The following is a 13,647-nucleotide window of genomic DNA, read 5'->3' as shown; positions in this document are numbered from 1 at the left end:
GCGCCGTCCCTACACCAGCCAAAGGGGCTGCTTCCCGTCCAAATGGCTGGCGGCGCGGTTCCTTCGAAACGGTATCAGCCCCTGCCCCTGGACGCACCGCCGCGCACGGCACGGCACCGGCCGGTGGCCGTCCAGCGCGAGGACGCGGCCTTGTATCGCGCCGTGGAGGTGCTGCGCGCCGCCGGGTGGCGGGTCTACCGAGCCGGCGCCTTGCACCGCGCCGACGATCGCCTGCTGACCACGGCGGAGCTGCGGCGGCTGGCGCGGACGATCACGCGGAACAGGGGGGCATGATGGCGCTGGTCTTGGATCTGCTGCTGCACCGTGACCGGGTGTCCGCCGATGCGGTGAACGTGCTGGACCGCCGGCTCGGCGTCTTCCGGCTGCACGGCAGCCGAATCGGGATGACGACCGAGCTTTTCGACCTGTGGAGCCGATGCGTTCCCGTGCTGGCGCTGCCGATCGCGGCCACCGGCGAAGTGGAGTTCCTGGCGCTGTCGGCGCTGTTCGACCCGGTGCCCGAGGGCGAGGTGCCGCCGATCTACGCCGTCCGCTTCAGCGGCGGCCGGGCCGATCTGGTGCGGCTGTGACGGGCGCCGTCTCACCCGGCCTCGGGACCATCAACGGCCGAGCGCTCCGGATCAACGGCGGGGACGAGGCCGCGCTGCGCGACGTGGCGCGGGTGGTGATGGTGGCAAACCGTTCCCTGGGGAACGCTTTGAACGGGGGGAACGGACGATGAAGACGGTTCTGGTGGTGCAGGGGAAGGGCGGCGGGCCGAAGACGGCGACCGCGCGCAATCTGGCGGTGGCCGCCGCCGTGGCCGGGCTGCGGGTCGGCACGCTCGATGCCGATCCGCAGGGCTCGCTGACCTACTGGCACGCCCAGCGGCCCGCCGAGGTCGCGGCGATCCGGCACGAACAGCGGGCGCTGGGCGACATCGACCGCAAGCCGACGCCGGAGGGCCTGGACCTGCTGGTGATCGACACGCCCACCGCCATCGAGTTTTTCCCGGAGGCGACCGGCCTGCTGTTCGACTCCGCGGATCTGGTGCTGGTGCCGGTCCGGCCTGGTCCGGAGGATCTGGTCAGCATGGAGGGCATGCTGCCCTACCTGCGCGCCCGGCGGCGGCCGACGCGGCTGCTGCTGAGCCAGATCCACCCGCGCCTGCGCGAGACGGCCGACGCGCGGGCCGTCGTCGCCGGCATGGGCACCGTGGCGCCGGTCGAGATCCCGCACCTCCAGGAGGTGCCGCGCTCGTTCCTGGCCGGGCTGGGGACGGCGGAGGTCGCCGGCACCCGCACCGGCCCGCTCTTTTCGAACCTGTGGGCCTATGTGGCCCAGGACATGGGGGTCTAGACCATGGCGACGCCGTCCTTACGCAGCCTGGGCGCCAACACCCGGCTGTCCATGCTCAACAAGCCGCGCGCCTTGGCGACGCGGGCGGAGTTCGCGGCCGACATCCAGCGCGAATGGTCCAACGCGCTGGAGGCGACGGTGGCGGTCGGCCGGCGCCTCAACGAGGCCAAGGCCACCCTGCCGCACGGCGATTACGAGGCGATGGTCGAGGCGGACCTGCCGTTCTCGGCGGCGACGGCGCGCAAGCTGCGCAAGGCGGCCGAGCTGGTCGACTCCGGCGAGATCGCCCTGGACCGGCTTCCAGAGTCCTACACGACGCTCTACGCCATCGCGACCCTGCCCGACGACACGCGCCAGCTGGCGGTCGAACAGGGGGTGATTCGTCCCGAGGTGACGCGGGCCGAGCTGGAGGCCCTGAAGCCGCCCAAGCCGGCCGCGCCGAGGGTGCAGACGCCGGGCTTGTTCGCGCTGTTAGCCGGCCCGGCCGAGGCGGAGGACGATGAAGAGGGGGCGCCGGCGGAAGCCTTGGGAACGGTCCAGGCGGTGATCGAGCCGGCGAAGCCGACGCCCGTTCCCGCCGCGCCCAGCCGCTCGCCGACGGTCATTGATGCCGAGGCGGTTCCCGTGCCCGCGTTGCCGGCGCCGGCCGCAGAGCCGAAGGCCTCGCCCATGGCGGGCGCCATCGACCGGCCGTGGTCCGTGGACCCGAACGACCGTTGCTCGATCATAGCCCGCATGGACGACGGCAAGGATTGGGTGGTGCTTTCCGGGATGCACGTCGACGCCGCCACCGCCGCCCTCGTCCAGTACGTGGTCGACCTGCACAACGCCAAGCTGATGGGTGGTCGCTGATGTCCTCCTTACGCACCGACCCCGCCTTAGCCGCCCGCTGAAGCCGCTGCTGGCCGAGGTGCTGACCGGCGAGCCGTGGCTTGCCGCCCTGCGCGACCCGCGCGACACCGCACCCGCCGTCACCGCCGCCTGCATCGTCTCGTACATCAGCCGCCGGCACCCAGCATGGGAGACGGTTCCCGGTGACGAGCTGGGCGAGGTCCTAGTCGACCTGATCGCTGCTGATCGCGTCCACCATCTGCCGGGCGACTGGCTGTTTCTTGATGCGGTAGAACGGCTGCTGCTGATGGTACGCTGGGGCGGGTTTGATCCAATGCTGGAACCTTATCGCGTAGCTTTGCGCGACTGAGGCTTCCACCCAACTTTCCTAAGCTCACTCTCCATTGACGTGTTTTCGATTTTATGCAACCGTATTTTTATATATCTCTTCATGGAGAATTACAATGATAAGAAGGATGATTTCTCTCACATTGGTTGTATTATCTTTTGTTATAAATGCTTTTCAGGCTGTGAGCGCACAAACTGTTCAGTCCGCACCTCCTGCTCAATGGTGGAGTCTGATTGTTACTCCTATTGTCGCGGGTTTTGTTGGGCTGTTGGCAGCTTTTATCGGCATCAAGCTTGACTGGATAAAAGCTGCCAACCAAGAATTAATAAAGAAGAGGATATCAGTCTATGACAACGCTATACCAAAGCTGAATGACGTTCTTTGCTTTTTCCTAATTATAGGTTCATGGAAAGATTTAGATCCAACTATAATTGTAAAAAGAAAAAGAGAGTTAGATCAGATAATGCATACGTATAAATATTTATTTTCTCCTTCTGTTTTTGAGCAGTATGATAAGTTTATTCATTTATGCTTTAAAACTTTTAATGGAATTGGCAGGGACGCATGCTTGCGGGCAGACCTACGTAAACTACAAAGAAATTGGGGAGCTAAATGGAATTCACAGTGGAATTCACTTTTTGTCAATGAGAAGGAAGTTATAGATATGAAAGTTATAAGTAACGAATACAACATTTTTGTAACTCTCATGGCTTCTGAAATAGGCGTCAACAAAAACTCTACCAGCGTATGGAGGAGAATTTGGAATTTTTTCATTATAACAATGAAAAAATGTCTCAATATTTATTATAACTTTACTGGTAGGGCTCAGTAGGAGGATTTCCTTAATAATATTAAGCCGGTTGTGTTTATGCGGATCTGCAATTTAGGATCAAGAACAAGAAACTTGACGCCTTATCCCGACCCGAGCGATCCTTCCTCCCGGAGCCTGACAACTCCATGACTAGGCGGCAAGCCGCCCGCGCGTTTTTCGCGATGCGGCTATTTTCATGCCCGGACTCCGTCCGGAGCGTGCCCCTATGCCGGGGGACGGATGAATAAAACACCCGCAAGGGGAATAGTCCGGCCTGTCCTAGTCAGGTTGTCAGCCCCCGGCGCCAGGGTCGTCCTGACAAGCGACCCTCCGTCGGCAATGCCGAACTAGGAGGCCATCGCCATGCACATCATGGGCGACAACGGGCGAGCCACGCCCGCGTTATCTCGGACCAACCTCGACATCACCGGCAAGGGCGCGTCCCTGCCGCGCCGCGCTGTTCTCGCCGTCGGCGTGGCGGCGCTTCCCCTGATCGCCGCCGTGCCGGGGGCGCCCTCGACCGGCACCGGCGATCCCGACGCCGCCTTGCTCCGCGCCTGGGCCGACTATCTGACCGCCTGCCGCACCATGGACCGGCTGCCGTCCGGCCTGTCGGAGGAGGCTTACGACCCGACCCTCCGCCTGATCCGCGAGGCCACGGACGGCCTGCTGTCCATCCCGGCCTCCACGCCGCGCGGCGTGGCGGTGAAACTGCGGTGGCTGTGGCACCGCATGCTGGAAAGCCGCGAGGCCCGCGCGGTGATCGTCCATGGCCTGCCCATGCCCGACGCGCTGCTGGAGGACTCCCGCTCCCGCCTCGTCTGGGACCTGATCGGCGAGGCCGAGCGCATGGGAGCCGTGGCATGAGCCCCCGCCGCATCGCCCGGCAGCCCGACCCCATCGCCGCTCTGCCCTTCGTCGCGACCCGTCCGGCGCGTGGCTCCCAACCGTTCCCGCGCGACTTCTGGGCCGTGGACGTGGCGAGCGACAGCTACCTCCAGGAATGCGAGCGCGGCGAGGCCTTCGCCCAGCTGGCGCTGGACCACATGCGCCGGCAGGACGCCGCGCCGCTGTTGGCCTGGATCGTCAACGACATGCTGGACAAGGGGCGTTTCGGCGGCGTGGAGATCGGCTTTCTCCGCGTCTTCGCTGCCGCCGCCATGCGGGGGATGCCGCAATGATCGACCACCCCCACCCCGATCCGGCCCGCCGAACCGCCCTGATCCCGTTCGACTTCGAGGGCAACACCCTCCGCGCCATCACCCGCGACGACGCTCCGTGGTTCGCGCTGACCGACGTCTGCCGGGCGCTGGAGATCGGAAACCCGCGCAACGTCACGGCCCGCCTGGATGAGGACGAAAAGGGTGTCCATACTATGGACACCCTTGGCGGTCCCCAGGAGATGGCGATCATCAACGAGTCGGGCCTCTACACCCTGATCCTGACCAGCCGGAAGGCGGCGGCCAAGCGCTTCAAGAAATGGGTGACTGCGGAGGTCCTGCCGGCGATCCGCAAGACCGGCCGTTACGACCCGGCCGCGTCGGGTTCGTCCCCGCCGCCGCCCGTCGACCCCATGATCCAGGTCACCGTCGAAGCGCTGTCCCCCATGGTGAAGTTCATGGCCGAGGACGAACTTCTGGGCAACGTCGCCCAAACCCCCTTCCGGATGAGCGACACCGAGGCCGCCTTCATCCTGATGCTGCGCTCCATCATCCACCGCATCCACCGCCGCGAAATCGACCGCGCCACGGCAAAGCTGACCTGAGGCGTCAAGGCTATTCCAAAGAGGATAGTCGATGAAGTCCAGAGCCAGCTGGGGTGGGGGGGCCACCCCAAGCCGCCGGTGCTTGAAGGAGTCATTTCTGTCTGAGGACTGGGCTGATCTTGCCTCTCCGCTGAAATGAGCATGCAGGGAAAAATCTATTATATACTCAACTAGAAAGGATATTTATCATGGGAGACTGTGCATTGGCGCGATGATGAGGTGAGAGGTGGTTGACAAAAGTGCCGTTGGTTGGGGCGGGCGGGCAAAACAGGCCTGCTCCAACCGTTTTAATCGCCTCAGAGCTATTGGCTGGCGCACTTGGGGAAAGAGCAAGTGGGACGAGCGTCTTATCCTCCTTGTTGACCGCGCGACGGTACGATGGAAAGCTCACATTGCATGGGGAAAGGCCAACCCTCCCATGGCGGTCGCGCTGGTGGTGGCATTGGTCATCCTTGGACTTGTGTTGTGGATCCAATGGCTCATCGGCGGGCCGGGCCGGATCGGTGCCGCTACAGACACCGCCCTTGCTGCGTTTGACGGACTGACCACCAACGAACAGAAGGTTGAAGCCTATGGGAAGCTGATGGCGGCCATTGGGCTGCTGATGGCAGCCCCCATCGGTCTACTGGGCATCATCTTGGCCTTTTGGCGAACCTTCAACCAACACCGCGACAGTTTGGTATCGGCGCGTAAGTTGGATGCGGAGACTTACGCTAAGGCGGCAGAGGCCTTCGCAAAGGCGGTGGAGCATTTGGGCAATGACAAGATTTCCATTAGGATGGGGGCAGCTTTATCTTTGGATGCTTTGGGTAAATCCACACCACGGCTTTTATCACAGGCCATTGAAGTTCTTTGTGCCTACGTTCGAGAAACACGAAGATCTACTGATCTAGAACAGGAAGAAGAAGGAGGAAGCATATCTTTAAAAGAAAAAGATGTTGCTGATATACCAACGGACATAATATTAATGTTAGAAATCATAATTCGCCTACATTGTCTTGAGGAAGGAATTAGGATACCGGTTAATTTAAGAAATACAGATATGAAGAAATTGATTATATATGGGGCAAATTTCAAAAATGTAAACATGTATAAATCTGATCTGAGATGGGCTTCTTTGTATCGCGTTGATTTAACTGGCGCAATGATGAACTACGCAAATCTTCAGAATGCCCGCTTGAATGAGGCTGTAATGAGGTCAGTAATGATCGCAAATGCTGATCTAAGAGGGGCTTATCTGCAGAAGGCTGACTTGAGTGATGCTCTCATGAGTGGAGCAAACCTGAGCGGAGTCGATCTGAGCGGAGCAAATTTGAGAAGAACTTACATGGGTGGAGTTGACTTGAGTATGGCTAACTTAAGCGAGGCTGATTTAAGAGGATCTCGCATGGGAACGGTCAATTTGAGTGGGGCGAAGCTGAATAAAGCCAATCTCAGCGGAACTTATCTAAGCAGAGCAAACCTAAGCGGAGCAGATCTTAGCGGGGCGAACCTGAGCGGAGCCGACTTAGCCAAGGCCAATTTGAATAAAACCAATCTAACTGATGCTATTTTGACTGATGCTATTTTGCCGCAATAATCATTCAGGAAGTAGAGGAAGTGAGTTTGCGCATCCACCGCCGACTCGACCTGCGCATGATGGCGTTGCGGCAGGGCTGCTGAGGCGGTGAAGAATGAGGCCGGTATTATAATTGCACTAAGTCATTGACGGATTTTCGTATTGCGACAAACTCCGTCAATGACGTAGCATCCTTTCCATGAAGACGCCCTTCGATCCCGCCAAGAACATGATCAACCGGGCCAAGCACGGCCTGGACCTGTTCTTCGGGGACGAGGTGCTGCGGGATCGGAACCTCATCGAGGCGGTGGACACCTCTATGAACTCCGGCGAGGAGCGGTTCAACCGCGCACGGCCTGGTCAACAATGGCACGGTCTACGCCGTCACCGACACCGAGCGGCCCGAGGGTGAGCGCGGCTGGCCACGCGTCATCTGCTGCGGTGCTCGGGCCGTGCTTCCGTCACCGCACCAGGACGTGCGCCGCCTCCTTGGTCCGTTCAACCGCACCGGCCACCTGACTGACGGCGCTGGAGATGGCGGTGATGTTGGAGGTCACCGTCGCCACGGCAGCAGATGCTCCTTGCATGTTGGAGGACATATTCTGAGTGACGGCGCTCTGCTCCTCCAGCGCTGACGCGGTGCCGGTCACTTGCTCGCGTACCGCCGAGACAGCCTCGCGGATGGCGCTCAACGCGTTGGCGACTTCGGTCGAGGTTGATTGAATGCCTTCGATCTCCGCCGAAATCTGCTCGGTCGCCTTCCCGGCTTGGTTGGCGAGGTTCTTCACCTCGGAGGCGACGACGGCGAAACCCTTCCCCGCTTCGCCGGCGCGGGCCGCTTCGATGGTGGCGTTCAGCGCCAGCAGGTTGATCTGGCCGGCGATGCTGTTGATCAGCCCGACGATGCCATTCATCGCCTGGGTGGCGCTGGCCAGCCGATTGGTGCTTTCCGCCACCGCGACGGTGCGGTCAAAAGCGCCGTCCGTCGCCGCGCGGGCACGCGCCATGCTCTGGGAAATTTCGCCGATGGACGCGACGAGTTTTTCCGCGCTCGCCGCCACCGCCTGAACGCTGGCGGTGGTCGAGTCGGCGGCATCGTTGGCGGATTGCGCCTCCCCCATCGACAGGTGGAGCGCTTGGTCGACCTCACCGAAATTCTTGTCGATCAGAACCTTGAGGTTGTTCAGGAGCAGGACCTGGGCAGTGATGTCGACCGCGAACTTCACCACTTTAACGACCTGCCCCTTCTCGTTGAGGATCGGGTTGTAGGCGCCCTCAATCCATACCGGGTCACCGGACTTGCTGATCCGTTTGTATTGCGCCGCCTGGAATTCGCCGTGCCGCAGAGTGTCCCAAAACAGGGCATATTCGGCACTGTCGCGATATACCGGATCGACGAAGATGTTGTGGTGTTTGCCAATGACCTCATCCAGGCGATAGCCCATCACCTTGAGGAAATTGCCGTTGGCCTTGGTGATGATGCCCTCGGTGGTGAACTCGATCACCGCCTGCGACCGGCTGATTGCCGCCATCTGCGCGGCATAGTCGAGATTTTCCAGTCGCTCCTTGGCGTCGGCCCATTCGGCGACGAAGCCGATACGCCGGCCGCCTTCGGTCAGCGGCGTGACCAGCAGGTCGAACTGGTGCCCGCCGACCTTGATGGTGGCGCTGTATGGCTTGGTTAGCGATGCCAGCAGTCCGCGCTGATGACCTGGGTTCTTGTGGAACACGTCGATGTTGCTGCCGACCAGACTATTGACGTCCAGACGCGGCAATTCCCTGCGCAGATCGCTTTCCGCTTCGCGCAGCAGCCCAACCACGGCCGAGTTGACGTGGACGATGGTCAGATTTTCATCCGTCACCATCACCTTGGCGCGTAGCGCATTGAGCGCCGCGATCTTGCGCTCAAGCGCTTGGTTTCTTTTTCCCCTCCCGAACATCGACCATCCCCATTTGAATATACTAATATGGCTCGGATGATAATAAAAAAAAGGGACGTGTCTATAAGGAAGAATCCTAAATCGAAAGACAACATAATTACTAAATGCAGAAATTTTCCTATGTCTCAAAGGGTTTGGCAATATTTACCTGATTAAGTCTCCATATCTTATTCTTTATAGATATTTTTATCACTTAGAAATCCGAGAGAATAATTTAATATCATGGAAAACGAATTTTCCGATAGTGCCCACGATGGATGTGAACATTCGCTGATCGCCCTGGGGGTGGGGCATGCCCCCCAGGGCGGCGACGGTTTGGGGCCGCGTTCCAGCGGCATCAAGAGGCACGTCCTGGCGAACTCTCTCTGTGGAGCATCCAGGACGGGGAGCAAAGTGACCGGCGCACCAAAGGTAAGATAAATTCGCGACTCGGAAACGCTCGGCAAGGAATTGGTAATCCTTTTGGGCAAACAATCCTAGACCCTGGCCACATCTTCCGCGCCGGGCCGTTTTCGGAGGCTGCTCCCATGTTCACCGCCGTGCCGCTCCTGCCCATTCTGTTGGCCTACCAGGGGTTGGCGCCCGTGGACGCCGAGGCCACCGACACCCTTCGCGGCAATCTGGAGCAATTGCTGGCCGAGGGCGAGGTCGCCTCGGACGACGACCTGTTCGCCAAGGCGCGCTACATCCAGGACACAGCCCGGCTGGATCCGGCCCTGATCCCCATCGAGGCGATCGACACGCTGGTCGCCGGCATCCTGCGTCTGCGAGGGCCGGCGCCGAGCCAGCCGGCACCGCCGCTCGCCGTCGCGGCCTGAGCGCGGCCATGGCCCTCGCCTACGTCCGGCCCGACGATCACCGCCTCGCCCTCGACCTGGAGGCCCTGCTGACCTGGGCCATCCGCGACCAGCAGGCCGACCGCACCGGCGCCGCGCTCCACCCGGCCGAGGCCATCGCCCATTACGGCCTGCTGTATGGGCTGCCCACTGGCGCTGGTGTCTATCGCACCGGCATCAGCGCCGACGGTTGCGCCGTCATCGCCAACCGCTTCGAGATGGGCGCCGACATCGACGGGGGCGGAGCGATCCGGGGAATCCCGCCGCGCGTCCACCCCGACGCCGAGCTGGTCGCTGAGGCCCTGGAGTGGTTGCCCTCCAGCGAGCGCCGGGTCATCCAGGACCACGCCCGCCACACCGACCGGCCGGTCTGGCTGCCGCTGGTCTCGCCGCTGGGCAAGACGCTGCGGCCGGGGCACAAGCCGGGCCGCTACCGCCACATCGTCGCCGATGTGGGATGGGAAGCCACGCCCCGGCAATCCGAGATCGCCCAGCGCTATTTCGATCGCGGCGTCTCGCTGTTCGACCGTCTCGGCCGGCGCCGGATCGTGGAGGAGGAACGCGGCTTCCAGTTCCGCATCCTGGGCAACGGCACCCGGCAGGTGTTGACGGAATGGTGCCCGCTGGAGCCGAAGCACAGCGCCGAGGAGATCGCCCAGGCCAACGAGGACTATGCGTTCTGGCACGGCGCCATGGAAGCCCTGCACGCGCGGCTGCGCGCCCGGCCGATGCGCGACCACCGCCTCACCGCATTCACCGCTCCGGCCCGTCCTTGGGATGATAATCCTTGACTTAGGATCAATCTCTTGACAGGGTGAGCGGGACGAATTGCGCGCGAACGAAAGCCCGCCCCGGCGATGAGCCGGGGGCGGGCTTTTTGCTGTCTGGATCGGGAGGCCGCGATGTGACCCGGCACCTCTTCGAGGCTGTCCTGCGCCTCCAGCTCGGCCCGGTCGACCGGGATTTCGAGGCGCGCATCACCTACCAGGGCGGACCCTTCCAGGCCGACATCGAGACGATCGAGGTCCAGACCGAACAGGGCTGGATCCCGGTGCCGTGGTTGATCGACCTCGTTGAGGACTGCCCGGCCCTGTTCGACGCGCTGCGCGCCCACGCCTGCGGCCGGGTGGCCGACGCGCGGTGCGTCGCGCGCCGCCTTTGAAACGGAGACTGAGGACATGGACGGCTTGATCGGCGAGGCCCTGGCCGCCGGAGCGGGGATCACGCATGGCGACATCAGCCGGCCGGGGGCGGCCTATCCGTCCGAGGTCGAGGTCGAGCGGTTCCGGCAGAAGCTCGCGGCGACGCTGCGCGAGTTGCCGGAGGACATGACCGTCGCGGAGCTGCGCGACGCGCTGGAGGGGTGACCCTCCCGGCTCTGCCGGACACCGCCACGACCGGCGCGCAGGACCTCGCCGAAGCCCGCCACGCGGCGGTGCTGCTGCTGGACCGCATCCAGGAACACCTCCTCGATGCGTTCTACGCCGGGCGCAGCGAGAACACCGTCCGGGCCTACCGGCGGGATCATGAGGATTTCCGGGCCTTCGTCGCCCGGCAGACAGGATTCGAGAGCTTCGGCGACAGTGCCGAGCGGGCGGTCCGCCTGCTGCTGGCGATCGACCACGGTCCGGCCAACGCCCTGGCGCTGGGCTACCGCAACGACCTGACCGCCCGACGGCTTCAGCCGGCGACGGTCAACCGCCGACTGGCCGCCCTGCGGTCCGTGGTGAAGCTCGGCAACACGCTGGGCTTGGTCGCGTGGTCGCTCGATGTCGGGAACGTCGAGGCCGCCGCCTACCGCGACACGCGGGGGCCGGGGCGGGACGGCGTCAAGGCGATGATCGCCCAGGCCAAGGGGCGGAGCGACGCCAAGGGCCTGCGCGACACCGCGATCGTGCGGCTGCTGCACGACGTCGCGCTGCGGCGGGGCGAGGTGGTCTCGCTGGACCTGGAGCATTACGACGCCCGCCGGGGCGCCCTGTCGATCCTCGGCAAGGGCCGGACCCAGCGCGAGCGGGTCACCTTGCCGGCGCCGACCAGGACGGCGCTCGATGCCTGGGTCGCGGCGCGGGGCAGCCGTGCCGGTCCGCTGTTCCACCGGCTCGACCAAGCCGGCGCCGGGGAGGGGCGGCTGACCGGCGAGGCGGTGCGCCAGCTGGTGCGCGGGCTGGGGGCCGAGGTGGGGATCGCTACCCGGCCGCACGGCCTGCGGCACACCGCCATCACCTCGGTGCTGGACGCCAACGGCGGCAACGTGCGCGCCGCGCAGCGCTTCAGCCGGCACCGCCGGCTGGAGACCTTGCAGCTGTACGACGATAACCGGAGCGACCTGGGCGGCCAGATGGCGGCGCAGATCGCGGAGGATTGACCATGCCGGAAACCGCCACCGCCTGGGTTCGCAGACAGGCGATGTTCAAGGTGCGCAACCGTGAGGAAGCCACCGCCGCCTTGGGCCGGATCGGCGCCGCCCAGGCGCAGCTCATTCGGCTGGAGACGGCGCGGGACGTTGGGATCGCGTCGCTGAAGCTGGATTGCGAGACGGCGGCGGCACCCCTGCGCTTGGCGATCGAGACCGACACCGCGCGCCTGCGCGGCTGGATCGAGGTGAACCGCGCCGAGCTGCTGCCCGGCAAGAAGAAGTCGCTGGACCTCGCCACCGGCACCGCCGGGTTCCGCAAGACGGCGGAGCGGGTGGTGGTGGCCGAGGGCGTCAACCTGCTGGAAGCCCTGGAGGCCGACCGCAAGCTGAAGCGCTTCGTCCGGATCAAGCGCGAGCCGGACCTCCAGGGGCTGCTGAAGGAGTCGGCGGTGGCCATCACCATCCCCGGCGTGTCGATCGGCGGCGGGGACGACGCCTTCTTCGTCAAGCCGCTGGTGCTGCCGGCGGTCTGAAACCGAGCTTGCGAAAACATCCATTATCGCAAGCTGACCGCCGGAAGGCGTTGAGACCCAACAACATAGCGAGATCGCGACGGCGGGCGGACAAGGCTATGGCCCGTGAGCGTCGGGAAGCTGTGGGAGCCGATCGGCACCCCACCACGGCTCCCGATGCAAGCCGGGGTGGGCAGCGTGTGGCCCGCCGTCGCGACACAACAGGAAAACGAGCATGTCCTACACCGTGACGATCGGCGCCGCGACGCTGATGCTGGGCGACTGCATCGAGCGGATGCGGGAGCTTCCCGACGCCTCGGTCGACCTCGTGTTGACCGATGTGCCCTATTCCAGCGGCGCCACGCGGGAAGCCGGCAAGACCGCCTTCAACAAGACGATGACGCGGTCGACCAAGGCCGGGGGACGGGAGCGCTGGTTCGGCTCCGATTGCCTGGGCACGCGCGGTTTCAAGGAACTGCTGCGCACCTGTGCCTTGGAGTGGCAGCGCGTGCTGGTATCGGGCGGCTTCGTCCTGAGCTTCATCGACTGGCGCATGAAGCATGACCTGATGGACGCGGTCGAGGAAGCGGCGGCGGAGCATCGGTGGATGGAACTGGAAGGTCCCGCCTATGATGCGGTGGAGAGCGCCGACCTGAAGCGTTCCACCGAGATCGTTTGGAACAAGATGGTGATGGGCATGGGCCGGCAGGCCCGGCGCCAGCACGAGAACATCATGGTGTTCAGCAAGGGCACCGGACGCGACGGCTTCAATCACCGCACCGGCTCCGTCCTGTCGCACAAGCCGGTGCGCCTCGGCCTGCATCCGACCGAGAAGCCGGTCGGGCTGCTGGTCGAGCTGATCGAGCTGCATTGTCCGCCCGGCGGCACGGTGCTGGACCCGTTCTTCGGCAGCTGTTCCACCGGCCATGCCGCCGTGTCCACCGGCCGACGCTTCATCGGCGTGGAGCGTGACCGGCGCTTCCACGAAGTGGGATGGAAGCGGTTGGCCGACTTGATCGAGGAGCGCGCCGCATGACGATCGACCTGGAGGGGCTGCTGGCCAGCCTCAATACTCAGCGCATTGCCGTGGATGGCGCCTTCGGGGCGCTCCTGCTGAGCGTGTGGGTGTGGATGGGAGAGGTGCAGGGCGAGGCCCAGCGGGTGACGGTCTACCTGTCGCTGGCCATCGTCCTGGGCCGCGCCGTCCTGTTCCTCCGCGATGTCCGCGCCCGGTCGCGGGGAAGGTCCAAACCGTTCCCTGGGGAACGGTTTGACGGGGACCGCAGCACCAGGCCGTAAGGCCTCGCACAGCCCTTCAAAGCGTTCC

Annotated in this window: 20 protein-coding genes; 19 read left to right on the top strand and 1 reads right to left on the bottom strand. The window is 63.6% G+C overall.

Translation table 11 applies throughout. The annotated features are described in order from the left end of the window. The 11 genes from EJ913_RS27215 to EJ913_RS27165 all read left to right on the top strand — a co-directional run. The coding region (locus EJ913_RS27215) for a hypothetical protein (RefSeq protein WP_244939509.1) at positions 1-294 on the top strand (294 nt) is incomplete at its 5' end. Next, the gene (locus EJ913_RS27210; protein ID WP_127003861.1) at positions 291-590 is read left to right on the top strand and encodes a hypothetical protein; all 300 of its coding nucleotides are present in this window, start codon (positions 291-293) and stop codon (positions 588-590) included. The genes EJ913_RS27215 and EJ913_RS27210, both read left to right, overlap by 4 nt. Positions 591-738: 148 nt before the next feature. Beyond that, the gene (locus tag EJ913_RS27205; RefSeq protein WP_127003859.1) at positions 739-1,359 is read left to right on the top strand and encodes a nucleotide-binding protein; all 621 of its coding nucleotides are present in this window, start codon (positions 739-741) and stop codon (positions 1,357-1,359) included. 3 nt (positions 1,360-1,362) lie between these two features. Continuing rightward, positions 1,363-2,211 carry a DUF3102 domain-containing protein gene (locus EJ913_RS32205; protein ID WP_211099049.1) on the top strand — a complete coding sequence of 283 codons (849 nt, stop codon included), beginning with the start codon at positions 1,363-1,365 and terminating at the stop codon, positions 2,209-2,211. After that, positions 2,201-2,560 (top strand): hypothetical protein, encoded by a 360-nt coding sequence (locus EJ913_RS27195; protein WP_127003857.1) that lies wholly within the window; start codon positions 2,201-2,203, stop codon positions 2,558-2,560. Before EJ913_RS32205 ends, EJ913_RS27195 begins: the two co-directional genes overlap by 11 nt. A 106-nt stretch (positions 2,561-2,666) precedes the next feature. Next, positions 2,667-3,371 carry a hypothetical protein gene (locus tag EJ913_RS27190; protein ID WP_127003855.1) on the top strand — a complete coding sequence of 235 codons (705 nt, stop codon included), beginning with the start codon at positions 2,667-2,669 and terminating at the stop codon, positions 3,369-3,371. Positions 3,372-3,713: 342 nt separating this feature from the next. After that, a complete protein-coding gene (locus EJ913_RS27185) occupies positions 3,714-4,217 on the top strand; it encodes a hypothetical protein (RefSeq protein WP_127003853.1) in 504 nt (167 codons plus the stop codon). Next, complete coding sequence (locus EJ913_RS27180) at positions 4,214-4,531, top strand: hypothetical protein (protein ID WP_127003851.1); 318 nt, start codon at positions 4,214-4,216, stop codon at positions 4,529-4,531. The genes EJ913_RS27185 and EJ913_RS27180 overlap by 4 nt, the downstream gene beginning before the upstream one ends. Continuing rightward, positions 4,528-5,115, top strand: a complete 588-nt coding sequence (locus tag EJ913_RS33295; protein WP_127003849.1) for a BRO-N domain-containing protein — start codon at positions 4,528-4,530, stop codon at positions 5,113-5,115. The genes EJ913_RS27180 and EJ913_RS33295 overlap by 4 nt, the downstream gene beginning before the upstream one ends. 418 nt (positions 5,116-5,533) lie before the next feature. Next, positions 5,534-6,694, top strand: a complete 1,161-nt coding sequence (locus EJ913_RS27170) for a pentapeptide repeat-containing protein (RefSeq protein WP_127003847.1) — start codon at positions 5,534-5,536, stop codon at positions 6,692-6,694. 178 nt (positions 6,695-6,872) lie between these two features. Beyond that, positions 6,873-7,085: a BrnT family toxin gene (locus tag EJ913_RS27165; protein WP_244939508.1), complete on the top strand. Its 213-nt coding sequence runs from the start codon at positions 6,873-6,875 to the stop codon at positions 7,083-7,085. A 49-nt stretch (positions 7,086-7,134) separates the two neighbouring features. Here the strand turns inward: EJ913_RS27165 and EJ913_RS27160 are convergent, their stop codons facing one another. Beyond that, entirely contained in the window at positions 7,135-8,613 is a 1,479-nt protein-coding gene (locus tag EJ913_RS27160; RefSeq protein ID WP_127003845.1) for a methyl-accepting chemotaxis protein, read from the bottom strand. A gap of 527 nt (positions 8,614-9,140) precedes the next feature. On the opposite strand from EJ913_RS27160, the gene EJ913_RS27155 reads away from it, so the two are divergent. The 8 genes from EJ913_RS27155 (at position 9,141) to EJ913_RS27120 (ending at position 13,619) form a co-directional block, all read left to right on the top strand. After that, a complete protein-coding gene (locus EJ913_RS27155) occupies positions 9,141-9,431 on the top strand; it encodes a hypothetical protein (RefSeq protein ID WP_127003843.1) in 291 nt (96 codons plus the stop codon). Positions 9,432-9,439: 8 nt separating this feature from the next. Continuing rightward, positions 9,440-10,240, top strand: a complete 801-nt coding sequence (locus EJ913_RS27150; protein WP_127003841.1) for a hypothetical protein — start codon at positions 9,440-9,442, stop codon at positions 10,238-10,240. A gap of 113 nt (positions 10,241-10,353) precedes the next feature. Then, positions 10,354-10,611, top strand: a complete 258-nt coding sequence (locus EJ913_RS27145; RefSeq protein WP_127003839.1) for a hypothetical protein — start codon at positions 10,354-10,356, stop codon at positions 10,609-10,611. 16 nt (positions 10,612-10,627) lie between these two features. Then, positions 10,628-10,816 carry a hypothetical protein gene (locus tag EJ913_RS27140; RefSeq protein WP_127003837.1) on the top strand — a complete coding sequence of 63 codons (189 nt, stop codon included), beginning with the start codon at positions 10,628-10,630 and terminating at the stop codon, positions 10,814-10,816. Next, positions 10,813-11,817, top strand: coding sequence for a tyrosine-type recombinase/integrase (locus EJ913_RS27135; protein WP_244939507.1), 1,005 nt, complete (start codon positions 10,813-10,815; stop codon positions 11,815-11,817). The genes EJ913_RS27140 and EJ913_RS27135 overlap by 4 nt, the downstream gene beginning before the upstream one ends. A gap of 2 nt (positions 11,818-11,819) precedes the next feature. Next, positions 11,820-12,341: a host-nuclease inhibitor Gam family protein gene (locus tag EJ913_RS27130; RefSeq protein WP_127003835.1), complete on the top strand. Its 522-nt coding sequence runs from the start codon at positions 11,820-11,822 to the stop codon at positions 12,339-12,341. 214 nt (positions 12,342-12,555) lie between these two features. After that, a complete protein-coding gene (locus tag EJ913_RS27125) occupies positions 12,556-13,356 on the top strand; it encodes a DNA-methyltransferase (protein WP_127003833.1) in 801 nt (266 codons plus the stop codon). After that, complete coding sequence (locus tag EJ913_RS27120) at positions 13,353-13,619, top strand: hypothetical protein (RefSeq protein ID WP_127003831.1); 267 nt, start codon at positions 13,353-13,355, stop codon at positions 13,617-13,619. The genes EJ913_RS27125 and EJ913_RS27120 overlap by 4 nt, the downstream gene beginning before the upstream one ends. The last annotated feature ends 28 nt before the right edge of the window (positions 13,620-13,647 follow it).

It is taken from the genome of Azospirillum doebereinerae, from assembly GCF_003989665.1.
GTDB classification, from domain to species: domain Bacteria; phylum Pseudomonadota; class Alphaproteobacteria; order Azospirillales; family Azospirillaceae; genus Azospirillum; species Azospirillum doebereinerae.
The sequence above is the reverse complement of the archived record's forward strand: the minus strand, read 5'-3'. Positions and strand labels throughout refer to the sequence as shown.